This is a genomic window from Occallatibacter sp., assembly GCF_036502485.1.
Classification (GTDB): domain Bacteria; phylum Acidobacteriota; class Terriglobia; order Terriglobales; family Acidobacteriaceae; genus Telmatobacter.
Map to the genome: position 1 here is coordinate 1 of NZ_DASXYM010000003.1, position 23,425 is coordinate 23,425.

At 61.6% G+C, this 23,425-nt stretch carries 20 protein-coding genes; 8 read left to right on the forward strand and 12 right to left on the reverse strand.

The features are described from left to right. Positions 1–556 (reverse strand): REP-associated tyrosine transposase (locus VGL22_RS00495; protein ID WP_465264910.1); only part of this gene is annotated, 556 nt, incomplete at its 3' end. 114 nt (positions 557–670) lie between these two features. Continuing rightward, positions 671–2,812, reverse strand: a complete 2,142-nt coding sequence (locus VGL22_RS00500) for a radical SAM protein (protein WP_465264911.1) — start codon at positions 2,810–2,812, stop codon at positions 671–673. A 655-nt stretch (positions 2,813–3,467) separates the two neighbouring features. Here VGL22_RS00500 and VGL22_RS00505 point away from each other — a divergent pair. Next, on the forward strand, positions 3,468–5,498 hold the full coding sequence (locus tag VGL22_RS00505) for a Kelch repeat-containing protein (RefSeq protein WP_465264912.1): 2,031 nt from the start codon (positions 3,468–3,470) through the stop codon (positions 5,496–5,498). 48 nt (positions 5,499–5,546) lie between these two features. Further along, positions 5,547–6,233 carry a YceH family protein gene (locus tag VGL22_RS00510; protein ID WP_465264913.1) on the forward strand — a complete coding sequence of 229 codons (687 nt, stop codon included), beginning with the start codon at positions 5,547–5,549 and terminating at the stop codon, positions 6,231–6,233. Positions 6,234–6,365: 132 nt separating this feature from the next. Here the strand turns inward: VGL22_RS00510 and ndk are convergent, their stop codons facing one another. Further along, entirely contained in the window at positions 6,366–6,782 is a 417-nt protein-coding gene (gene ndk / locus VGL22_RS00515) for a nucleoside-diphosphate kinase (RefSeq protein WP_465264914.1), read from the reverse strand. A 233-nt stretch (positions 6,783–7,015) separates the two neighbouring features. Here ndk and VGL22_RS00520 point away from each other — a divergent pair, with 233 nt between their 5' ends. Continuing rightward, a complete protein-coding gene (locus VGL22_RS00520; protein WP_465264915.1) occupies positions 7,016–9,082 on the forward strand; it encodes a M13 family metallopeptidase in 2,067 nt (688 codons plus the stop codon). Positions 9,083–9,119: 37 nt separating this feature from the next. Here VGL22_RS00520 and VGL22_RS00525 read toward each other — a convergent pair whose 3' ends face one another. Both VGL22_RS00525 and VGL22_RS00530 read right to left on the reverse strand, forming a co-directional pair. Next, positions 9,120–10,907: an erythromycin esterase family protein gene (locus tag VGL22_RS00525; protein ID WP_465264916.1), complete on the reverse strand. Its 1,788-nt coding sequence runs from the start codon at positions 10,905–10,907 to the stop codon at positions 9,120–9,122. A 180-nt stretch (positions 10,908–11,087) separates the two neighbouring features. Continuing rightward, entirely contained in the window at positions 11,088–11,975 is an 888-nt protein-coding gene (locus tag VGL22_RS00530; RefSeq protein WP_465264917.1) for an OmpA family protein, read from the reverse strand. Positions 11,976–12,066: 91 nt separating this feature from the next. Here VGL22_RS00530 and VGL22_RS00535 point away from each other — a divergent pair, with 91 nt between their 5' ends. Beyond that, on the forward strand, positions 12,067–13,044 hold the full coding sequence (locus tag VGL22_RS00535) for a zinc ribbon domain-containing protein (RefSeq protein WP_465264918.1): 978 nt from the start codon (positions 12,067–12,069) through the stop codon (positions 13,042–13,044). A gap of 109 nt (positions 13,045–13,153) precedes the next feature. After that, entirely contained in the window at positions 13,154–13,690 is a 537-nt protein-coding gene (locus tag VGL22_RS00540; protein WP_465264919.1) for a 5' nucleotidase, NT5C type, read from the forward strand. A 156-nt stretch (positions 13,691–13,846) separates the two neighbouring features. On the opposite strand, the gene VGL22_RS00545 is transcribed toward VGL22_RS00540, so the two are convergent. Then, positions 13,847–15,145, reverse strand: coding sequence for a glucoamylase family protein (locus VGL22_RS00545; RefSeq protein WP_465264920.1), 1,299 nt, complete (start codon positions 15,143–15,145; stop codon positions 13,847–13,849). A 592-nt stretch (positions 15,146–15,737) separates the two neighbouring features. Here VGL22_RS00545 and VGL22_RS00550 point away from each other — a divergent pair. Then, positions 15,738–15,992, forward strand: a complete 255-nt coding sequence (locus tag VGL22_RS00550; RefSeq protein ID WP_465264993.1) for an HNH endonuclease — start codon at positions 15,738–15,740, stop codon at positions 15,990–15,992. A 97-nt stretch (positions 15,993–16,089) separates the two neighbouring features. Here the strand turns inward: VGL22_RS00550 and VGL22_RS00555 are convergent, their stop codons facing one another. Beyond that, positions 16,090–16,914 carry a rhomboid family intramembrane serine protease gene (locus VGL22_RS00555; protein ID WP_465264921.1) on the reverse strand — a complete coding sequence of 275 codons (825 nt, stop codon included), beginning with the start codon at positions 16,912–16,914 and terminating at the stop codon, positions 16,090–16,092. Positions 16,915–16,971: 57 nt separating this feature from the next. Continuing rightward, positions 16,972–18,417 carry a M28 family metallopeptidase gene (locus VGL22_RS00560; RefSeq protein WP_465264922.1) on the reverse strand — a complete coding sequence of 482 codons (1,446 nt, stop codon included), beginning with the start codon at positions 18,415–18,417 and terminating at the stop codon, positions 16,972–16,974. 152 nt (positions 18,418–18,569) lie between these two features. On the opposite strand from VGL22_RS00560, the gene VGL22_RS00565 reads away from it, so the two are divergent. After that, positions 18,570–18,770 carry a hypothetical protein gene (locus VGL22_RS00565; protein WP_465264923.1) on the forward strand — a complete coding sequence of 67 codons (201 nt, stop codon included), beginning with the start codon at positions 18,570–18,572 and terminating at the stop codon, positions 18,768–18,770. Continuing rightward, positions 18,767–19,138 carry a carboxypeptidase-like regulatory domain-containing protein gene (locus VGL22_RS00570; RefSeq protein ID WP_465264924.1) on the forward strand — a complete coding sequence of 124 codons (372 nt, stop codon included), beginning with the start codon at positions 18,767–18,769 and terminating at the stop codon, positions 19,136–19,138. Before VGL22_RS00565 ends, VGL22_RS00570 begins: the two co-directional genes overlap by 4 nt. 57 nt (positions 19,139–19,195) lie before the next feature. Here VGL22_RS00570 and gatB read toward each other — a convergent pair whose 3' ends face one another. The 4 genes from gatB to VGL22_RS00590 all read right to left on the reverse strand — a co-directional run bounded on the left by gatB (position 19,196) and on the right by VGL22_RS00590 (position 23,413). Beyond that, positions 19,196–20,674, reverse strand: a complete 1,479-nt coding sequence (gatB, locus tag VGL22_RS00575; protein ID WP_465264925.1) for an Asp-tRNA(Asn)/Glu-tRNA(Gln) amidotransferase subunit GatB — start codon at positions 20,672–20,674, stop codon at positions 19,196–19,198. 47 nt (positions 20,675–20,721) lie between these two features. Continuing rightward, on the reverse strand, positions 20,722–21,390 hold the full coding sequence (locus tag VGL22_RS00580; protein WP_465264926.1) for a hypothetical protein: 669 nt from the start codon (positions 21,388–21,390) through the stop codon (positions 20,722–20,724). 33 nt (positions 21,391–21,423) lie between these two features. Next, a complete protein-coding gene (locus VGL22_RS00585; RefSeq protein WP_465264927.1) occupies positions 21,424–22,308 on the reverse strand; it encodes a creatininase family protein in 885 nt (294 codons plus the stop codon). Positions 22,309–22,471: 163 nt separating this feature from the next. After that, positions 22,472–23,413, reverse strand: coding sequence for a VOC family protein (locus VGL22_RS00590; RefSeq protein WP_465264928.1), 942 nt, complete (start codon positions 23,411–23,413; stop codon positions 22,472–22,474). Positions 23,414–23,425 lie beyond the last annotated feature (12 nt).

Here is a 23,425-nt window from a genome sequence, read left to right on the forward strand (position 1 = left end):
GCGTTCTTGCCGTCCATTCCGACTCGATTTCAACGACTCCTCGGATTCCGGTCGCGTAGTGGTTGAAGCTGCTCCATCGGTACTGCTGGGGGAATGCGACCAGCCCCCGTTTTACGGGATTCCGGTGGATGTATCGGATCACCTGGGACCGGCCTGATTCGCTATAGATGTTCGCGTCGAAATAACGTTCCTGCCAGAACTGCGGCCGGTCGCCTCGCAGTTTGCGTGAAGTGATCTGCTTGAGCGCCTTCAGAAACTGCGCCAGCAGGATCAGCGGCGGCTCGTTGATGAGAAGGTGGATATGTTCCGGCATCAGCACGTAGGCGAAGACCCTGGCCTGATGACGTGCGCGGGTCTGTTCCAGAACTAACTCGAACAGGTCCTTGGGTTCTGACTCTTCAAGGAATGGAAGACGCTGGAAACAACTGAAGGTGATGAAGTGAAGGGCTTCGGCTTTCTGGAACCGCTTCAGGCCGGATGGCATGGTGCTATCGTAACTCCGCTGGACTTTGGTGAAGGCCCGCTCATCGCGATAAGGCTGCGATGAACGGGGCACAGCCTCCGATACAGCCTCCGATACGGGGTGCGTGGGCCACCCTGCCACGCAACACGAAGGCCGCCCGCTGATGCGGACGGCCTTTGTTGTTACTCCCCTGATGGATAGGTTGGACTAGTCGCCGGCGACGAGGTCGGCGTCTTTCTGGGACTGGCGGTTGATGGGGCTGGCGGCGTTGTTGCTCGCGGGGCGGATGGCGTCGAGTGAGACCAGACCGCTTTCCGGTGCCTTGATGCCGAGGACGTGCTCGTTGTAGAGCTTGGCCATCTTGGCATTTTCGGCTTCCGCCTTCACCTGATCCAGGCTCGTCTTGGCGGCGCGGGCGCGGATCTTCTCTTCGCGGGCGTTCTTGGCGATGCCGAGGTTGTCGAGGGTGTGGTTGGCCTCGGAGTTGACGTGCTCCATGTTGAGGTTGAGGGTGTGGCCGACCTCGCTCATGGCTACCTTCTTGCCGCCGGCGAAGATTTCATGACGGCCGTGCTCCTCATACCACTTGGTGAGGGTGGCGGTCATGTGCATCTTCTCAATGATGTTGCGCCAGCCGATGCCGGTGTTATACGCGCAGAAGCTGATTTCGCCTTCCTGCGTGGCATAGGGGATGATGCACTGCTCGGTACGGCGGAAGTCGTAGTTGAACAGGTCCTGGAACCACATGCCGGCGATGAAGAGGAAGTTCCAGCGATCCTGACGGCGCTTCTGAATGTCCTCGAGGGTGCGGTCGCCCTTGACCGAGCCGTAGTTGCGGCCGGTGGCGTTGAAGGTCTTGTCCATCTTCTTGAGCATGTCAGTGATCTTGAAGTGGGTGGGCGCCTGGAACGGATCGTAGTTGCGCAGGAGCGCGAGGCCGAAGCCGATGACGGAGAGCCACTTGCCGCGGGCCGCGTCATTGACCTTGGCGAGGTCCTTGGCGACCTGATCCATGTGCAGGAAGGCCGTGACGGGAACCGCTTCCTTGGTTTCCTTATCGATCATGAGGGCCATGCCGATGCCGCAGTTGGGGTGGCACCCGCAGGAGAGCTGTCCCCACTCGGCGGTGGGCCCGTGCACCAGGTCGGCCCAGTCAGAGAAGGTGCTCATGAACGAGATGGGGAACCAGTCGCGCTCGGGGACGCCGAAGCCGCACTGGTTCTTGATGTCGTGCGCCATGTGCGAGAGGGTGTAGCGCTGCGCGGTGCGGCGCTCATCGGAGATCTCTTCGTCGCGGCCGGTGAAGCTGACGGGCTGGAAGGAGAGGAAGGAAATCTTCTTGGGGTTGTCGAGCGCGAAGGAGATGATGCGGCCGACCTGCTCATTATTGATGCCGTTGATGATGGTCGTCACGGGGACGATTTCAACGCCGGCTTCATGCAGGTTATTGATGGCCTGGAGCTTCACGTCGAACAGGTTGCCGACCTTGCGGTGCGAGTTGGCAGCGTTGCCGATGCCGTCGAACTGGAGGTAGACGTAGCGGAGGCCTGCTTCAGCAGCGGCGCGGCAGAGTTCCTTGGACTTGGCGAACTCGATGCCGTTGGAGGCGGCCTGCACGGAGTTGTAGCCAACCTTGCGGGAGTAGGCGACGGCGTCAAGGAAGTAAGGCGACAGGGTGGGCTCGCCCCCCGAGAACTGCACGCTCATCTGGCGGCGCGGCTTCATCTGCGCGGCGTTGTCGAGCATGGTCTTGATTTCGTCCCAGGTGAGCTCGTGGACGAAGCCGACCTGGTTGGCGTCCATGAAGCAGGGGTCGCACATCATGTTGCAGCGGTTGGTGAGGTCGATGGTGAGGACCGAACCGCGGCCGTGGGTGACGGTAGAGGTGCCGTGATTGTGGAGCTTGTCAGAGGCGTCGCCATGGGCGCGGATGTCGCGGCCGGGGAACGACTGCTCGAGGTGCTTGAAGAAGGCCGGGTCAATGGACATGACGTCTTCAAAGTGGCCGTGCTTGGGGCAATCCTTGACCATGAGGATCTGGCCGTCGCGCTCGATGATCTGGGCCTTGATTTCGCCTATCTTCTCATTCAGAAGGACTTCGTGCGGCAGCTTGCCGTCGAGGATCTGCTTGCGGATCTCGGGGACGCACTTGGGGCAGAGCGAGTCAGTGGTACGCGGCCAGCCGAGAGGCGGCTTCTCCTTCTGGTAGGACTTGAGCAGCGGCTTGTCGCTCCACTTGGGAGTGAAGGACGGGTTGGGGCTGATGCGGTTGAGCTTTTCGAACACGCTCCACGCGCCCTTGGCCGCAATCACCACGGCTTTCTCGGCGTACTTTGTCGCTTTGGCCATTTGTTGCGATCTCCTTCAAGAAATTGGTTACCGGCTTCAGGCTGCTGTGTCGGCCATGCTGGCCGCACTGGATTTAAAGCGCCCGGCCCGCCCCCGTTCCCCCGTGATGGGGAAGCTGAAGGCAGAGGTTCATGCTCAGGCTAGGTCTTTGACCCAGATCAACCCAACCGAGGTGCAGCGAATGGGGATTTCGAGGGCTGAATGGGGATTTGGTGCAGGGAACGGGAAGGGCGGCGGAGGGGCCGGCGGGCAATTCAAGTGGTTGCTGGGGTGAAACTTACGCGGAAAGACGGCGCTCTGCGCGTCGTCTGGGCCGGCGGCGGATTTGCACGGTTTTCAAAGCTGTGAAGCCGTCTTTCCGGGCGGCGTCTCGTCGATTTCTGCCGGGCTGCGCGTACAGTCGTTTCATCCCTTTTCGAAAGCAGTTGTGTGGCCTCTGTACGGGGGTTCTTGTCGCGTGTGAGGGCCGGATGACTACCCGGTGAGCCTGAGCGCGCGGGTGAACGCGTTCAATCAGCGCTCGAACCGCGACCTGGTGCGGCGATTGATGAATTGGGCAGATGGGACGGGCGCGGCGGGATTACAATTCGTCTACTCTCGATTTCACCTTCAGGGAACAGCACAGGGATCCTGAGCAAGCAGAGTGATCCAGGCAATGGTTTCGACTGCCCTATTCTCGCCTCGCCGAGCGCGCGTGCATGTGCGCCTCTGGCTCTTTGCCGCCGCACTGGCAGGGATGGCAACCAGCGCGTGTTCCGCTTGGGCGCAGGCCCGCCAGTGGATCTGGGTGAGCGGCAGTTCCACGTATGACACGAGGAGCGGCGTCTTTGGGACAAAGGGTGTGGCTTCGGCCTCGAATCTGCCTGAGATCCGGGCCGGCGCGATCTCCTGGACGGATCACAACGGGAATTTCTGGCTGTTTGGCGGAGAGAATTTTGCCACAGTAGGCATTTCCAACATCCACAACAACGATCTCTGGAAGTATGCCCCATCCACGAACGAGTGGACGTGGATGAGCGGGAGCGACAACCAGGCGTATGGCGTCTACGGCACGATGGGCACGGCTGCCGCGGCAAACACGCCCGGGAGCCGCGAATCCGGCGTGAGCTGGACGGACCGCGATGGAAATCTGTGGCTGTTTGGGGGCTGGGGCTACGACGCTGTGGGGAATTTCGGCAGCCTGAACGACCTGTGGAAGTTCGACATGGCCGCGGGCATGTGGACGTGGGTGGGCGGAGCCAGCACGCTCGCAGACAACAGCGACACGTGCGCGCCCGCTGTGTATGGGACGGTCGGGGTTACGTCGGGGACGAACCAGCCGGGAGGGCGCATTCTTGGCTCTGGGTGGACCGGAGCAGACGGGACGTTCTGGCTGTTTGGCGGCAGTGGCTGCGGGGCCAGCAGCAACACTCTCCTCAACGATCTGTGGAAGTACGATCCGGCTGCGGATGAGTGGACCTGGATCAGCGGCAGCGATGCGGGCTACAACTCCGGGGTGTACGGCACGCTGGGATCGGCGGCAGCCAACAATGTTCCAGGTTCGCGCTGGAATGCGACCACCTGGACGGACAGTCAGGGCCATCTGTGGCTGTTTGGCGGCAATCGGCTGGGGTCCGACGGGGCGCGGGGCTATCTCAACGATCTGTGGGAGTTTGACCCAGCCACGACGGAGTGGATGTGGAGGAGCGGAAGCAGTTCAACGGGCAACCAGAACTGCTTTCAGACGAATGACGAGTGCGCGCGACCCGCGACCTATGGGACGTTGGGCCAGTTCGCAGCGGGGAATGTCCCGAGCGGCAGAAACGGCTCCAGTGGAGGAATCGATGAAGGCGGAGACCTGCTGCTGTTTGGGGGCGCCAATAATGCCAATGGGGTGATCAATGAGTTCAATGACCTCTGGGCGTTTCACATCGCCAGCGGCGAATGGGCGTGGATCGCGGGCAGCAATCAGATTCTATGCGGAGGCAAGGACAAGAACGGCAACTGCAATATTGACGGCCAATGGGGCCTGTACGGATCGCTCGGCGTACCGGCCGCGGGCAACACGCCGGGCAGCCGCAACTCGGCCGTAAGCTGGAGCGATGCTGAGGGGAACTTGTGGCTGTTTGGCGGCGAGGGGTTCGATAAGAACGGGATTCTGGGCGCGCTGAACGATCTCTGGGCGTATCAGCGGCCAGCGCCGGCGCCTGACTTTGCCCTTGCGGCCAGTGCGGATGCGTTGACGATCAAGGCCGGCGGCTCGGGCTCGGTGATGCTGACGATCTCGCCGCAGAACGGGTTCGATTCCGCTGTGAGCTTCTCCTGCGCGGGGCTGCCGGCGGGGACCAGTTGCAGTTTCAGCCCTTCGAGCGTTACACCTGCAGGCGGCGCGGTGACGACGCAGTTGACGATTGCGGCGAGCACGTCGGCGTCGATCCTGCGGCCGGGTAGCAGCGAGGTGGCGCCGGCGGCGGCGCTGGTTCTGGGGGGATGTTTGTTGCTGGGATGGACACGGCGCAGGGGCTTGTGGCTGGGAGCGCTGCTGGTGCTGGCAGGGGTTGCGGGGCTCTCGGCGTGCAGCAGCGTGAGCGGGCTGGGTACGCAGCCGCCGCCGACTCCGCAACCCACGGTGGCCACGGTCACCATTACGGCGGTTTCCGGCGCCATCACGCGGACCGCGACGTTGACCCTGACAGTGAATCATTGATGCGATTCCGGCTTCCCAGGGAGCGGCGCGTGCAAGCACAATAGGGCTATGCCTATTGAGCCGATGGTTCTGACCGCCGCGCAGGCGCGGGTGCTGGGAGCGCTCGTGGAGAAGGAAGTGACGACGCCGGATTACTATCCGCTGAGCCTCAACGCGCTGATGAACGCGTGCAATCAGCGCTCGAACCGGGAGCCGGTGACGGATCTGGATGAGGAGACTGTGCGGCAGGCGCTGCACGCTCTGCAGGATCTGCGTCTGGCCGGCCCGGCGCATGGGGCGGATAGCCGGGTGACCAAGTACGAGCACTGGCTGGGGGAGAAGTTCAACTTTTCACGAGCGGAAACGGCGCTGCTGTGCGTGCTGTTGCTGCGCGGTCCACAGACGCCGGGCGAGCTGCGCGGGCGCACGGAGCGGATGCACGGCTTTACGGAGATCAGCGACGTGCTGGGCGGCCTGCAGAAGCTGATGGAACGCGACCTGGTGGCGGTGCTGGCCCGGCAGCCGGGGTCGCGGGAGGCTCGGTATGCGCATCTGCTTTCGGGGCCGGTCGCGAATCAGGCCGAGGCGGGGAGCGCGGCGAGTGCAGACCGATTCCAAAATCGAGAGACCTGGGGCACGCAGCAGCCGTTGAGTGTCGACCAGGAGGACAGGGTGGGACGGCTGGAAGCGACGGTAGCGGAGTTGAGGAACGAGGTCGCGGAGCTGAGGAAGAAGATTGAGGATCTGTTTGCCTAGCCACCTGCGGTGGGGCTCACTGCGGCTTCGCCGCCACAAGCTCGGATAGGCTGGTGGTGGAACGATAAGGGCGGCAGGTTTCCAGATCCCAGGTCTCAAAATCGAGACCTGGGCACCCAGGTTGTGGGACGCCTAGACGAGTTCGTAGCCGGCGAACCAGTAGCCGATTTCGAAGGCGGCGGTGTCCTCGGCGTCGGAGCCGTGGATGGCGTTCTGCTCGATATCGGTGGCGAACTTTTTGCGGATGGTGCCTTCTTCGGCGTTGACGGGGTTGGTGGCGCCCATCAGCTTGCGGAGATCGGCGATGGCGTTGTCCTTCTCGACGACCATGAGGACGATGGGGCCGGAGGACATGAATTTGGTGAGGCCTTCAAAGAAGGGGCGCTCCTTGTGCACGGCATAGAAGCCCCTGGCCTGGTCCTGGGAGATGGACTGCTTTTTGATCGATACGATTTTGAAACCGGCCTTCTCGATCTCGGCGAGAATGGCTCCGGTGTGGCCGTTGCGAACGGCGTCGGGCTTGACGATGCTGAAGGTACGTTGCGCCACCTGACTTGCTCCTAGGGGGAAAGATCCCGGCTCTTCCATTCTACGGGGGCGGATTCAGAAGGGGATCGCAGCCAGAATGACCGTCCGACCGTGGGAGAAACAGAGGCATGCGGGGGATGAGGAGAGGGTTCTGGAGATCGCCGCGCCAGCCGGTCTGGAGACGGGCGCTATGGAGGAGCGGCATCTGCTAGAGTGTCGGCATGCAAAGCTATGGCGCAGGTTTGATTTGCCGTTTGACCTTAATTTCCGCTCTCATGATTTTCCCGGCCGGGGCTCTGGTTGCGCAGGAGGTTTCGGGGGCGGCCGGAGGGGCGCAGGCCAGTGCTTCGCCGTCGGAGCTGAAGGTTTTTGATTCGTCGCTGATCGACAAGTCCATTGACCCCTGCGAAAACTTCTATCAATACAGTTGCAACGGCTGGTTCAAAAAGAATCCGCTACCGCCGGATCAAACGTCGTACGGGCGGTTCACGGAACTGTACGAATTGAACCGGCTGCACCTGAAGCAGATTCTGGAGACGGCGGCGTCGGCGAGCCCGGAATCGCGCAGCGCGAACGAGCAGAAGATCGGCGACGAGTATGCGAGCTGCATGGATACCGAAGCGATCAACAAGGCGGGGATCACGCCGCTGAAGCCGGAGCTGGACCGCATTGCGGCGCTGAAGTCAGCGAAGGAACTGCCGGAGTTGCTGGGGCATCTGCACCGCACCGGCGTGAGCGCGTTCTTCGCCATGAGCTCGAACCAGGATTTTGCGGATGCCAGCCAGGTGATCAGCTTCTACTATGCCTCGGGCCTGGGCCTGCCGGAGCGCGACTATTACACGCGCAGCGATGCAAAATCCGTGGAGCAGCGCGAGCAGTACGTGGCGCACGTAACGAAGATGTTGACGCTGGCGGGCGAGGCGGAGGAGCAGGCGGCTCGCGACGCAAAGACGGTCATGGAGATCGAGACGCGGATGGCGAAGGCATCGCTGACGATTACAGAGCAGCGCGACCCGCATAACCTGGACCATCCAACTACCGTGGCCGCGCTGGACAACAACCTGACGAACTTCTCGCTGGCCGAATACAATCGCGCGGCGCACGCGCCGATCACCGGCAAGGCGAACGATAACGAGCCGAAGTTTTTCGCGGAGTTCAACCGGATTCTGGCCGATACGCCCGTGGACCAGATGAAGGCCTATCTACGCTGGCACCTGGTCCACGCTTATGCGGGAACGTCGATGCCGGAGGCGTTCGAGACCGAGAGCTGGAACTTCTACTCGCACATTCTGAACGGCGCGGAGAAGCAGCAGGAGCGCTGGAAGCGGTGCACCAGCCGGGTGGATCGGGAGATGGGCGAAGCGCTGGGACAGGTGTTTGTGGCCCGGTATTTTCCGCCGGATGCCAAGCAGCGCGCGGTGACGATGACGGTGGCGATTGAAGATGCGATGGCCAAGGACATCGATGCATTGGACTGGATGAGCGCGGAGACCAAGGCAAAAGCCAAAGAGAAGCTGCACACGGTGATGAACAAGGTTGGCTATCCGGACAAGTGGCGCGACTACTCGAAGCTGGAGATTACGCGCGGCGACCCGTTTGGCAACCAGCAGCGGGTACGGGTATTCAATTTCGACCGGCAGATTGCCAAGATCGGCAAGCCGGTCGATAAGGCTGAGTGGTATATGTCGCCGCCCACGGTGAATGCATACTACGATCCGCAGCAGAACAATGTGAATTTTCCGGCGGGATATTTTCAGCCGCCGTTCTTCAGCGACAAGGAAGATGACGCCGCCAACTATGGAGACATGGGTTCGACGGTTGGACACGAGCTTACACATGGTTTTGACGATGAGGGGCGGCAGTACGACAAGGACGGCAATCTCAAGGACTGGTGGACGAAGGACGACGAGCACAACTTCAACCAGAGAGCCGAGTGCATGGTGAAGCAGTACGACGCCATCGAGGCGGTTCCGGGCGTGCACCTGAACGGCAAGCTGACGCTGGGCGAGAACCTGGCGGATCTGGGCGGCCTATGGCTGGCATGGATTGCGTGGCAGGACAAGGCCAACGCCGCGCACGCGGATATGGACGAAGCGAAGGACGGCTATACGCCGGAGCAGCGCTTCTGGATTGCGTATGCGCAGCAGTGGTGCACGCAGACGCGGCCGGAGCAGTTGCGTACGCAGGCGCAGACGGATCCGCACGCGCCGGACGAGTACCGGAGCAACGTGGTTCTCAGCGATCTGCCGGAGTTTGCCAAGAGCTTCAGTTGCAAGAAGGGCAGCAAGATGGTGGCCGAGAAGCCCTGCCGGATCTGGTGAGACGTGCGCGGCGGAATCCGGGAGCTATGGATTTGTTCTAAGGGTTTCCGCGGGCCGCCGCAGTCTTCTCCACAAACAGCAGCACATCGAAATCGGCTTTGGCCGGCCCCGGGCTCCACAGGTTGGGTTCGAGCGAGTCACTGAACGCGGCGCCGATGCTGCGCGATTTGTGCGGCTCCGCGAACCACTTTGCGGCAGCGCTGTTTTCAGGCAAGGCGCGCAGGTCGAGGGCGAACAGCGGGATGCCTGCTTCAGACAGCGCATGATCGAGCGTGCCTTCAGGAGCGGGCGGGACGGTGAATTCGTGCAGCGATTTCCCCGGCTCCCAGGCGCGGAACGAGCCCTGGTTGAATGCGAAGCCGAAGTTGACTAGCTGCTTGCCGTATTTTTTGCGCAGATAGTTGCCCATTGAGAGCGTGCCGGAAAAGCCGGTGTTGGAGACGTGGCCGTTGTGGGCCCACAGCACGATCTTTGCGCCGGGGTTGTGTTTCGCGATCCAGTCGATGTTCTCGGCCATGCTCTCATCCCGGGTCTGCTTCCCGGATTTCATCGCGACGAACTGCTGCACGAGGCGGGCGTTCTGAATGGCCCAGTCGACCTCGGTCTCCGATGAGCCTGACTGTACATAGCGGGTGCGGTTCTGCTCCAGGTGCCTGAGGACGTCGCTGCACCGGAGTTGCAGAGCCGCATCCGGCACGCGCGCTGCGGCAACCGGCGGCGAAGACACGCGTTTGAGGCGCAGGCTCTGTGCGCCGCTCTGCGCAAGGCTCTTGTCCAGAGCTACTTCATATCCGGCGCCCCCCGTGAAAAAGCCCTTGGGCGTATCCGACTCAAAGCCGAGATCGATCGCGCCATCCTGGTAAGGCTTGCCGTTGATGGTGATCTCCATCGCGTCGAGCCAGGCCGAGCCGCTGCCTGACTGCAGAGCGCCGAAGAAGACCGTGACCGCATCCGCGGGCACGTCGAGAGAGATTTCGTAGCGCTTCCACGGAGTGGTTCCGCGGATGGTTTTGTCTTCCTGGTTCTTGAAGCCGAGCGGCTGGCGGTTGGGGCCGTCTGCGCGCATCCACAGACTGGCGTAGCCGTCGGCAATGTCCTCGCTGCGGAGAAAGCCTGCGATGGTGACGTGCTTGCCGGCGACCACGTCGCCTGGCAGTTTCGAGGTGGCCACGGCGAAGCTGTTCTGCGGCGGCTCCTGATCGAGTTGGGGAACCTCTTTGTAGAGCGCCTCCACCGTGCCGTGGAAGAACGCCTCGTCGTGCGCCAGCAGGAAGTCGCGCACGGTCTCAATGGAGACGGTGGGCGTTTGCATGTCGAAACCGGTGAACTCGATGCGCCCCTTGCCGGATTGGTTGAACTCACGCATCCACAGGATCATGTCGAGGACTTCCTCGGTGTTCCACGTCCAGAAGTACATGCCTTTGAGCAGCTGCTTTGGGTCGCCTTCGCCGTTGAGAACGTATTTGTTCAGCCGGTAGGCCTCAGGCATGTTGGCTTCAATGGAGAAGATCGTGAAGCCTCTTTGGGTCGCGAGGTATTCGACCATCCTGTGTTTGAACTGGAAGAATTCGCGCGTGCCGTGGGTGGCTTCGCCCAGGGAAACGATACGAGCGTCGCCGACGACTTTGCCCAGGGGTTCCATATCGGCAAAGCCGTTGCGCGCCTCCACGGTTTTGAGCGGGATGGAATTGGCATGCACCCAGTCCACCGCGGCCTGCTGTCCGGGGGTGGGGGCGGGGGATTGCAGCTGGGAATGGAGGATTGAAACAGGGCAGAAGACGGCAAGGGCAGCAGCGCACCGCAACAGGGATCGAGTATTCAGCATGGATTTGGCTCGCTGGCAGTTTAGACCAGCTTGGAGCGCAGAAGTATCCCGGCGGGCGGTGAATTTGCGTGGGGAATGGCAGAAGGGAGCGCAACCAGAATGGCTGCCGTGTGGCGATCGCGGGCAGAAAGCCCCAGGCGTTGAGGGCCTGGGGCTGGGTGGGATTTCGGCAGGGAGGGGTTAGTTGGCCGCCTTGGTGGCGGTTCCCGCAATGGCTTTGTTTTGCAGAACGCGAACCACGACGCGCCGGTTCTCGGCCTGGCCTCCCTCGGTTTTGTTATCGGCCACCTGCTCGCTCTCACCCATGGCGCCGGGCGCCAGCATGCGCGTGAGCGGGACTTTGCCTTGCTGAAGCAGGACATTTGTGACATTGTCAGCGCGATCTTCGCTGAGGGCCTGGTTTTTGGCCGCGTTCCCGGTGGCCGAGGCGTAGCCTTTCACCTCGATCATGTAGCCCTGGATGCCTTGAGCTTTCTGAGCTAATGCCTGCAGCTGCGGGATATATTTCGGATCGATGCTGGTCTTGCCGTTGGCGAAGTTCACGGTGACTTCATCGAAGATGTAATAGTCATCCAACTGCCCGAAGCGAGCGACTGCTTCCTGGATGGCAGCATTCTGCTTTTGCAGCTCCGCATCCTGTCTTGCCAGCTCCTCTTTGTGCTTGGCGAGCTCGGCTTCATTGGCAGCGACCTTGGCTTTGGTCTCATGCATTCCAGCATCAATAGCCTTAGCCTGCTGCAGGTCATTGCCCTTGAAGCGGATGGTCTGGGCTACGAGCTGATGCTCGTCGTTATAGACCCCGTTGACTTTGACGGGCAGCCCGGGAATCAGGGCGGCCATTGACATCTCCTTATGGCGGGCCTTGAGCATTCCCTGCACCTGGGCCACATCGGTAGCGTCCGTGAGCATTACGTTGACGATGCCATCGCTTGTCTGTACGCCCAGCATTTCGCCATTGCGGGTCTTGATCAGGCCCTCGAGCTCGGTTGACTGTGCGGCTGCAGTGGCAGCCAAAGCGACAACACTAAAGAACAGAGCCACAGCCGCGGATACGCGCCGGTATTTCATATTTCTTTCCACCCTTCTGGTATTTTGCGATTGCCGAAAGTCAGCCATTCGCCGCCCAAGCTCCGCGCAGCAGCAAAGCGCCCGGGCAGGTTTGGTTATTGAAAGAAGAGTCAGGGGGAAGGCCGCCGAAGGCTACTGGCACTATTGCCAGACGGTGGCGGGCGGATCAGATGGGGCGGGGCGTCTGGAACTGCGCAGGACGCCGGGAGCGGGGACGCGGCAAGCCGGGCCGGAAGGCGCGGATGCCGTGATCCGGAGTGGGATGTTATTCTTCATTCCAACCGTGCTGCCGGTTATAGAAAAGCTCGTTAAACTGCAAACTGTCGAAGTGGAGCGAGCTCAGCTCGCGCAGGCTGCCCGTGCGCTTCCGGCGGAGACGGCTCAGGCGCAGGCGACGCTGGAGAAGGCACAGCGCGAATCGGCCTCGCTGTCAGACGCGATGACCCGTGAAGAAACTCTGCGCACGCGGCTTGAGCGCGAGATCAAGACCCACCGCGACAAGGCCACCCGCTATCGAACGCAACTGGATACCGTCACCACTCCGGCGCAGGCTACGGCCATGGAGAAGGAGATCGCGTTCGCGGTAGCCGAGGTGGAGCGCCTGGAGAACGAGGAGTTCGAAAGCCTGGAGCGGACTGACCAGCACGAAACCGCCCTGGCTGCCGCCCGCGCCCAGGTGGAGGTTGCCGGCAATGCGCTGGATAAGACACGGGAGCGGGTTGGCGAGCGGCAGAAGGAAAACGCAGCGCGGCAGGCCGAGCTGAATGAAGAACGCGAAAGCCTTCGAACCGAGATCGATGCGGACATGCTGGCCCGATTCGATCGGATTGCGGCGCATCGCGGGACCGCCATTACCAAGGCGCAGAATCAGCAATGCACGGGTTGCCGGATAGGGGTCAGGCCGCAGGTCTGGAACCAGCTGCGGGATGGCGAGCTGCTGGCGTGCGACAGTTGCGGCCGGATGCTGTACTGGGATCCGTCGATGACGCCCGCGGAACAGCCGGCAGGCAAACAGGCCCCGGTAAATCCCGATCCGCCGGCGATGGCCAAGCCGCGGCGGTTAAGCTGAGGTCCAGCTCACCTCCAGGTAAGATCCACCTGAGCTCCGCCTGACCAATCAACTCTCCTGACGACAAATGTGCTGCTAGGCTTGAGGAAAGCGAATCAGGAGCCAGGGCATGCGCAGGATCTGCGTGGACATGGACGAGGTGATGGCCGACACCCTGTCAGAACATCTGCGCCGCTATAACGAGGCGTTCGACGAGGCCATTACGCCGGACGACTTGTTTGGCAAGTCGCTGTGGGAGTGTGCGCCGGAGGATCGCCGGCAGCAGTTGCGGGACTTTCTGGATGCAGAGGATTTCTTCGAGGACCTGCCCCTGATGCCCGGGGCGCAGGATGTGCTGCGGCAACTGAGCGAGCGATTCGAGATCTATATCGCCACGCAAGCCATGACGGTGCCTAACTCGCTGGGGCCGAAGTACCGCTGGCTGCAGCGCCACTTCCCCTTCATTCCGCCCGCCAACTACGTGTTCTGCGGGAACAAGTCGATTCTGCTGGCTGACTACCTGATCGACGACCTGCCGCGCAACCTGCAGCGCTTTCAGGGGACGGGGCTTCTGTACACGGCGCCCCACAATCTGAACACCACGGAGTACGCCAGGGTGAATGACTGGAATGAGGTGGCGGCGTATTTCGCGTCAATGGTGGACTGAGGACGCGTCGGAAGCATCATTGGGGAAGGTGTCTCTGCCCTGCTTGCGGTTTTGTTTGGCGTGGCGGAAGCGGGGCGGTGCTCGGATGCTCTCAATCGGCGGTGGTTCAGGACGGAGTCTAAAAGCCTTGAACTTAAGTGAGCGGGCAGGTCGCGATCAGGCCAGTCCGTCGGGGTGGAAGCCCGCGAGTTCCATAGCGCGATCCGCGTCGGCATTGCGCATGAAGGTTTGCCACACCATGCCGGAGCGCAGGTTTTCCGCCATGAGCACGCCGATGCCGAGATCGATGCCGAGGACGTCGGGGTTGTACCAGCGGGCGGCGGGGTTGAAGGCGTCCACGAAGCCATAGCGACCCCAGGCGCGTTCGCCATAGCGGGCGTGCATGGCACGCAGCACGCTGAGGCACTCGGAGGGCAGGTAAGGCAGTGAGCCGGCGGCGGCCGATGGGACCACGGAGCCGTCCAGCCGGGAGCTGGAGCCGAGGGCTCCCCATGCGGTGTAACCGCGCATGGAGTCAGAGGCCGTTACGCCCCAGTAGTCGCTCCGGTACCACCTGGGCATGGAGAGGCAAAAAGCCCGGTGCGCGCGTGTGGCGCTGATGGAGTTATCGAAGTAGTTCGCATAGGCGTCGCGCTTGTGGCGGAAGTCGAACCAGGCCTGGGAGTACTGATGGGTGAAGAGGGGGTCGTTGCCGCTGATGAAATCGAGCCCGGCATACTGCACCCGCGGCCGGGAGAAGGCCTTCCAGGTGTCAGGCGAGACAGGATGGGTGGGCGACCCGAGGGCGAGCAGGTAAATCATCATCAGCTCGCAGTAGTGGCTCCAGCGGGCGGCCAGGAAGCCGGTTTCGGGCTTCCAGCCCATGGAGAAGGCGGAGCCGCCATTCAGCATCCAGGGCCAATCGACGCGCTCGTAGATCTGCTGGGCAAGAGAACGGATGGTCTGGTCTGAGAAGTACGCGCGGACGGTCTGGACGCCACACAGCAGCAGGGCCGTATCGATGGAGGAGACTTCGACGCCGCGGTTCCAGCGGCGGCCGGTCTCAACGTCTGTGAAGTGGTAGAAGAAGCCGTGCACCTCGGGCATCTGGTTGAGGTGCCACTCCAGGGTGGCGCGGACGCGGGCGATGACCTGATCGTGGCGAAGATAGCCGCGGCTGTCGGCGATGCACAGAGCGGTGAGTCCGAAGCCGGTGGCGGCGATCGACGCCATGCGGCGGGGATCGCGGGCGCCGTCCCCGTCGTTGCGGGCGCGGTCGAGCACCTGTCCGGTGAGCGGACTGGCTTGCTCATAGAAGTAGAGGCAGCCCTGCCGGATGAAATCGTCCAGGAACGACTCTTCGTCCCGGTCGAGCCGGGGAATCTGTCCCGCCAAGGCAAAACTGGACGGCGCAGCGGCGCAGCCAGCAGTCAGCGCCATAAGCCGCAAGGCCTGGCGCCGATCAAGAGTCGGCATGTTGTTTCTTAATCCCCAGTGATCAAGGGCCGGTCCTGACGTACAAAGAACTCAGCCGAGGGTCCCCATTCTCCGGGCCAGGCTGAAACCAGCCCCCCCGGAACCCCGGCGCGCCTTTCAGGCGCGGATCACAGACCTTGATGATGAACCAAGGATGACAGGAGCGAAGCCGGACCGCAAGTGGAACTTCAGAATGCTTTCCGGAATTTCGAGGAGCAGGCAGCAGCCGGGAAGGCAGCCGGCGGGATGCTGACCGCGATTGTGCGCCGCGCTATCGAGCCCGCAGAGGGATAACGGATCAGGTGCGTCGTGAACACAGCACAGCATTGGGGCGTCCCTCGAGATTTAGAACAGGAGTATGAGCCTGCGGCGGGTCATGAGGGGCGGATGGGTCAATCGCACGGCCGGTCCTCGCGGCCCGAATGGGAGAGGAATCTGCCGCTGGTGTGCTCTTGAGGTCCCGCCACGGCGGTACACGTTTTGCTCGCAATACTGCGTACACGAGTGGAAGCTGCGCACTCAGCCGGGCTATGTGCGCGACAAGGTGTTTGAGCGCGATCGCGGCATCTGTTCCGGCTGCGGGGTGGACACGATGACGGCGGGGCGGCAATTGCGGCACTCCCGGAGCGCGCGGCGGGCGGAGCTGCTTAAGCACTGGGGTCTCAGAACGCGCACGCGCAGGAGCCTGTGGGATGCGGATCACATTTTGCCGGTGGCCGAAGGCGGAGGCGAATGCGACCTCGACAACATCCGCACGCTGTGCCTGCGGTGCCACCGCGCGGCAACCGTCGCATTGCGGGCACGGATGCGGAAGGCAGGGAGTAGGGAGGCAGGGACTAGGGAATGAGTGCGGCAAACGGAGCCTATCGCCTAACCCCTGCTCTTCTGGTCCTGGTCCCTGGTACCTAGTGCCTGCTACTCCCTATTCCCTACTCCCCTGTTCTTTAGTTCCAGCGCGAGCGATCGTTGGGGTCGTCTTCAATCTGGCGTCCGCGGCTGTCAAGGCGCACGGTGCGGCCCTGCTTCTTCATATAGACCTCGAACTTGCGGCCGGCGCGGCGCCGCTTCCAGCGGTAATAGCGGTTGCGGAGCCCGTAGACCCATTCGCTGGCTGCAAACCCGACTCCGCGCCTGGGAGCGAAGCGAATGAAGAGCAGAGCGCCCAACCCTCCGCCGAGCTGCGCAAAGGCATAGAGCTTGTTCTGGCCGAAGATCATGGCGAAGGCGATGAGCGCGTAAATGATGGCCAGGTACTTGGCCTTGATGTTGATGATGAACATCATCATGAACTCGGTTTCGCCAAACAGGACGCCGATGGCGACGAGCAGGCCGAAGATGCCGCCCATGCAGCCGTAAATGGGCGCCTGGTCCATGGGGTGGCCGACCTTGTCGGCAGCCTGGTAAATGGCGGCTCCCACAATCGCGGTGGCGATCACGGCAGACGCGTACAGTCCCATCACCCAGTTGGCGCCGCGGTAAGGCTCCAGAAATCCCAGCAGGAACCAGAGCGAGAGCAGCTCAAAGAGCGTGCCGAGGACCGCGCCCGCGGGGTGGATGAAGCTGTAAGTGAGCGGCTGCCACAGCCATCCGTGCAGAAAGTACTCGGGAACGAAGGAGAAGTGCGCGCCGATGTAGCTCATGGCCGCAGGGGACAGCGCCAGGCCGGCGACTGCGAGCAGGAAGTAAGCAACGAGGTTGGCCAGCACAAGCTGGCGCGTGGCCCCGCGGAAGTCGGGGAACCCAAACGGCATGGAGCCCATTCTGGCCATCGTTGATCAGGTTAACGCGAGCGGCGCGGCACTGTCATTCTGGTGGTTGTAACAGGGCTAAGGCGCCACCACCAGGCCGCGGTGGCCGGCGGCGTCCACCGCCCGCACGCCGAAGATTACGTTGTCTTTGGAAACGGGAACGGTGATGGAAACAGGGCCATTCTCCGCGGCCGGGGGAACCTGGATTGTGTACTGCCAGTCCGGCGCCGTGGTCTCCCGCCACAGCAAATCGTAGTGCGCCACCTTTCCCGCCGGAGGCTGCCAGTTCAGGGTGGTGCCGTTCTCCAGCCTCTCCGCATCGATTTGAACCTTTTGGGGTTCACCGGGACTGGAGGCAAGTGTGGCCAGTGTGGCGGCGTTGATCCGGGCAACCCTGGCGACATAAGTGAAATCTACGAACTCCAACAGGTCGCCGAGAACGGGCCTGGCGTCACGCTGCACGTTCTGGTGCTGATGGTTGTAGTCTTCACGCCATTCCGTGAGACGAACGGCGGCAAACCCTTCGCGATTGAACGAGCTATGATCACCACCGCGCAAATACCGGTCAGGCCGCGATACCAGAAACGCACGGAAGGAGGGCTTTCCGCCTGCGCCGGCTGCGGGGAAATAGGTCTTTCCGGCGTCCTCCACGGCGCGCGCCAGTTCGCGGCTGGGGGAGTCGTTCTCGGCGCCCAGCGCACGGATACGGCGCTGCTGCTCCGCGGTGGCCGAGACCGGAACCCCCTCAGAGAACACGCGAATGCGGTCCTTGAGCTGCAGGGTTTCGCCGGGCGTGGTGTTGCCGCCCACAATGTCGTCATTCAGCACGCCCAGCAGGTTCCAGCCCTGCTCTTTGGCCAGCCTGGCGAGGTGCGCCGAGCCTACCAGCCCCTGTTCTTCCCCGGCGACGGCGACAAACACAAGGCTGGCGGGGAACTTGAGCTGGCTCAGCACACGCGCCGATTCCAGCGACACAGCCACACCCGACGCGTCGTCGTTGGCGCCGGGAGCAAAGCCGTGATCGTCGAGAACATTGGTGTTGCGCGAGTCATAGTGGCCGGTCACCAGGTACATGGTGTTGGCCTGGGCGGGATCCGTGCCGCGCAGGATGGCATACACGTTCGTCATGCGCGTGGGCTTGGGGATGCGCTTTGCCCAGGCAGTGCCTTCAGCACTGTTGGGGTCGGCCGTGAACGTGTCGCGGCGAACTTCGAGGCAGCCGCCACACTCAATAGAGATCTGCTGAAACTGGTCGAAGATCCAGTCCGCGGCGGCCTGCACGCCGGTGCCGGAGGGCAGATCGGTTTCCATGCTGGAGAGCGAGTTGCGCGTCTGGAAAGTCACCAGCTTTTCGATGATCTGGTGGATTCGGGCAGGGTCAATGCGGGCGATGGCGCGGGCAATCGCAGGATCGGCGGGCGCAGGAGCAAGCGGCCGGCCGGGGCGCGCGTAGTCGGTCTGTGCGAGGCAAGAAGGCGCTCCCGCGGCCATGCCGCAGAGCAGAAACAGCAAAGGAAGGCGCATCAAAGCTTCTCCACAGTACGAAAGGGGAATTTTTGCGGTGCCCGCCCTCTTGACCTGAGGAGGGCATCCATCTAAAACTAGCGGAGTCGAACTCCAAGTAACGCAATCCTACAGTATGGCCCTTTAAGGTCTTGAGGAAGAGAGGTTGGGTGATGGCAACGTGCCCTGAATGCGAGAACGCCCTGGATATTGAACTCGACGAGGTCGAGGAAGGGGACGTGGTGTCCTGTGAAGAATGTGGCAGCGAGTATGAAGTGGTCGGCGTCGAGCCGCTGGAGTTGACCCGGGTGGGCGACGACGCGGAAGATGATGACGACGACTTATTTGAAGAAGAAGAGGAAGAGGACGAATGAGAATTCAAGCACGCCTGGCCGCCGGCATTGCATTTGCGGCGCTGGCTCTTGGCTTTGTGCCGGCGGCCAGCCGCGTTGCCGTTCCTGTTGCCCAGGCGCAGAACCTGGGACAGCGGGTTGTCAACGGCGCTGTTCTGGACGATGCATCCGCGGCGGTGGCAGGCGCAACGGTCTTCCTGCGCAATACCAAAACCAAGTCGATCCGCAGTTACACATCCACGAAGGAGGGGCGCTTTCGTTTTGCTCAGGTGAACATGTCTGACGATTTCGACTTGTGGGCGGAGAAGAATGGCAAGAAGAGCGCCACCAAGACCATCAGCTCCTGGGACACGCGCAAGGATGTGGAAGCGGAGCTGAAGTTCAAGTAGGCAGCAGAAATTTCTTTCGCGCAGAACGGGGCTCTCGCGGGGAGCCCCGTTTTTGCGTCAGCCTTCCAGCTTCTTCGTCAGCAGTTCGTTCACGAGCGCGGGGTTGGCCTGCCCTTTGGACGCCTTCATGACCTGGCCGACAAAGAACGCCGCCATGGTTTTTTTGCCGGCGCGATACTGCTCCACCTGCTTGGGACTTTCCGCAATCACCTTGTCGATCATGGCTTCAATGGCCCCGCTGTCAGAGATCTGCTGGGGCTTCTCGCGCTCATAGACGGCTGAGAAGTCCTCGCCCTTTTCGAATGCGACGTCGAGGAGGCCTTTGATCTGTTTGGAACTGATCTTGCCCTCATCAAGCAGGTCCGCCGCGAACACGATGCCGGCCATGGAGACGGGCGAGTTCTCCTGTTCGAGACCCAGCGCGTTGAGGCGTCCGCCGATTTCGCTGAGCAGGAGATTGGCCACGCGGCGTGGATTCTTCGCGGTTTTCGCCGCCGATTCAAACCGGTCTGCAAATGCGCGCGAGGCCGTAAGCGTGCGCGCATCCTTTTCGTTCAGGTCGTACTCGGCGATCATCCGCGCCCGGCGCGCTTCGGGCAGTTCAGGGAGCTCCGCTCTTCTATGTTCCAGGAATTCCGGTGACAGGATCAGCGGCGGCAGGTCCGGCTCAGGGAAGTAGCGATAATCGTGGGCCTGCTCCTTGGAGCGCATGGAGTAAGTTCGGCCCTCGTTGGCATTCCAGAGGCGGCTCTCCTGCAGCACGCGACCGCCGGACTCGATAACCTCGATTTGCCGCTCGATTTCATATTCAAGCGCTTCGCGAACGAATCTGAAACTGTTCACGTTTTTTACTTCGGCCTTGGTGCCGAAGCGCTCCGCGCCTTTGAGACGGACGCTTACATTTGCATCACATCGAAGCGAGCCCTCTTCCATGTTGCAGTCGGAGACGCCGGTGTAGAGCAGGATCTCCTTGAGCCGCGTCAGGTATTCGAAGGCTTCGTCGGGGGTGCGGATGTCGGGATCGCTGACGATCTCGCACAGCGGCGTCCCGCAGCGGTTCAGGTCAAGGTAGGTGCGTTTGGCAGAGTCCGGGAAGCCGTCATGCAGGCTTTTGCCAGCGTCTTCTTCCATGTGCAGGCGCGTGATGCCGATCTTCTTTATCGAGCCGTCGGCGGTCGGCACATCGATCCAGCCATGCTCCGCGATGGGCTTGTCGTACTGCGAGATCTGGTAACCCTTGGGCAGGTCGGGATAGAAGTAGTTTTTGCGCGCGAAGATGGACCGCGGATTTACGGTGCAGTTGATTGCCAGCGACGCCGTCGTCGCAAACTCAACGGCTTTTTGATTGAGCACGGGCAGGGACCCGGGCAGCCCGAGACAAACGGGACAGACATTCGAGTTGGGCTCAGAGCCGAACTTGTTGGCGCAGCCGCAGAAGATTTTGGTGGCGGTGAGAAGCTGCACATGGACTTCAAGGCCGATGACGGGCTCGTATTTGGCGAGGATCTCAGGCGAGAGAGCGGCTGCGGCAGGCATGTAGAAATTTTAGCGCGGGGAGTGGGCCGCCGAAGGGATTGCTGCACTCAGTTGATGACTGACCTCCAAACTTGAATGGACCGCACTTTGCCGCTTTCAAGAACTAAGTTGACGTCATTTGCGACGGTGTAGTCGAGTTGATCGATGGTCTGGTGGTGCTCGTGTGAGTATTCGAGCAAGTTGCCGGAGACGAGAGTGGGTTCGCCGAGCACTTGGCGAACTGCTGCCGCGCTCATACCAAGCTTGAGCGTGTCGGGCAGTCTGACGGTGTTGTTTCCGGAAATCAGCTTGCAGCGGTGATCAGCAGCCTCGGCCGGGGACAGTTGGGTCCATTGTAAGCCGCTTACGTTTTCGTTATCGACTTCGCTGCTTAATAGCCACAACATCCATCGGCCTTTTGCATTGTGACCCTGATAACAGAGCCACGCTTCCCAGTCTCCTGCATCCCCCTGGATACCGACCGTTCCTCCCAGAGCCTTCTGAGCCGCGGCCCGCGAAGTTTCGTTGAGGATGATCGGTACCGATCCTACCCTGAGCCTTCCAATCATCTCCCGTCGGACGCCGGGGCCCGGATGTTCGTCCGGCAGATTAATAACCGGCGGAACCCAAAGCACCCCCTTGCTGCCGTGACCACGCGAAGGTGTCTGTGCAATGCCAGACAAGATCGCGAGAGTGAAGAGCACCGCGAAATGAGAAGCATGCACGATGTATTTCATGGGCTTGTCGTTCTCAATCCAAGGCCAATCCTGTCACTGTTTCGTATCCAGCGGGTGGGAAATCTTCTCAAAATACTCGTTCTGGATTCGCAGGCTATCCCCATCCGCCTTGATCGCTTGGAGCGCATCGGCGATCTGGCTCGCCCAGGCCTTCTGGTCGAACTCGCCTAACTCTTTTGTAGCGGCCGAGCCCACGCCGGAGTAGTGATTGGGAAATTTTGCGTACCACCAGATGCCGGTGTAGACGTTGTCAGGCAGGTTCTGCCGGTGCTGGTCGGCGCCGGATTGCGAATCCGCTTTATCCATCTGCACCAGGTCAGGCCGGGCGATGAGCATGTTGGCGGTTTCGGTCTCACCGGCGTGCATATCATTCTTCGGGTCCGACTTCATCGCCGGGCGGCCCGGTACGTGGTCATTGGGCAGGCCAAACACATACACCACGTAGTCCCGCGGGGTGGCGAGCTGCGCCTGCGCGAACAGGGGCAGCAGTGAATTATTGCCGCCGTGGCCGTTCACAATGACGACCTTCTTGCAGCCGTTGCGCGCCATCTCCTTCACCGTCTCCTGCAGCAGCGTGAGCTGGGTGCTGAGGCTGTAGGCCACGGTGCCCGGCTGCTGCTGCGCCTCGAAGATCTGCCCGAAGTAGTATTCCGGAAAGACGACCGCGTACTCCTGCTCGACCGCGTTCATCACCGCATAACGCACGTCCAGCAGGTCCGTCCCCAGCGGCAGGTGCGGCCCGTGCTTCTCAATGATGCCGAAGGGCAGCACGCACACTCCCTGCGACTGATGAATAGCCTGAACAAAATCGGGCGCGGTGAGCTCCTCCCACTTGGGGGAGAGCTTGTGATTCTGCGCCTGCGCGGCACTGAAGCCAAGGACAAAGAGAAGCAAAGCTGGAACGGTCTTTTTGAACATCGGGGCCTCGATCGAATTGAGTTTTCGCAGGGTGACGCGCGTTCCAGCGCCCCTACGGGACCAGGCAATCATTTGGTTGGCATCCCCGCATTGAAACGCGGGGCTAACGACGATTGCGCCTGCGGCGCGACTAAGAGCGATGAAAGACTATCTCGTCTTTGTGCTATTCCGATGGATCGGGAGCGGTGAACGGCGAGCAGCACGGCTTCTCCACGGCGTGCAGCGACATCAGCTCAGCGCGCGTGCCGTCCGGATCGTACATGTTCAACTGCACCTTGCCGTCACGGCCCACCTTGGTCGCATTGTCATTCTTCACACCTTCCAGGCGGCCGCCGTCCTTCAGTGTCTTGAATGCCTGCTCGACTGATTGCTCGCCGATGGCAATGTGATTCAGAACGCCGAGGGTTTGCTGCGACATGTTCGGCGGAATACCCGTGCCGTTGTCGCCCTGGACCATGTACTCGACCCAGTCATGACCGTCAGGAACCTGCTCGCTGACCCAGTCGACCTTGTTGTCTTTCATGCCGCCATACCAGTACGGCTTGAATCCCAGCAGCGCTCGATAAAAGGTGTCTTCCTTCTCCCGGCTGTGCACCAGGAACCCAAAATGAATGATGTGGGTGCCGATGGCCTTGGGCGCATCGATATGCGCCAGCGGCGAGACCTGCACAAACTGAATGCGGTTCCCTTCGGGATCTTTCACCTCGAAGTAAAGGCTGTTGTCGCTGCCCTTGCTCACGTGGTCGGGCACGGCCCAGCCCTTGGCGGCGAGATATCTGCGCATGCGCTCGGCGCTGTCTGTGTTGAAGGCCGCGTGATCCATGCGGTTGATGCCGGCATTGGCGGGCAGGGGAAGCACTTCAACATATTGCGTTCTGCTGAACGCGTATTTCACCCCTTTTGGATCTTCGGGGTCGGCCATCTTAACCGCCCCCAGGCTCACGGTGTAATAGTGCTCGGTGGCCGCAGGGTTGGACGTGTAGATCGCCAGGTGCGAGACGCCCGTGATCCTGGGCTTCGCGGCGAGATTTTGGCTCACACCGCAGATCGCGGTGGCGCACAGCAAGGCTGCAAGCAGGGCAGGAAGCTGAAATCGGAAACGCATGAAGCACCTCGA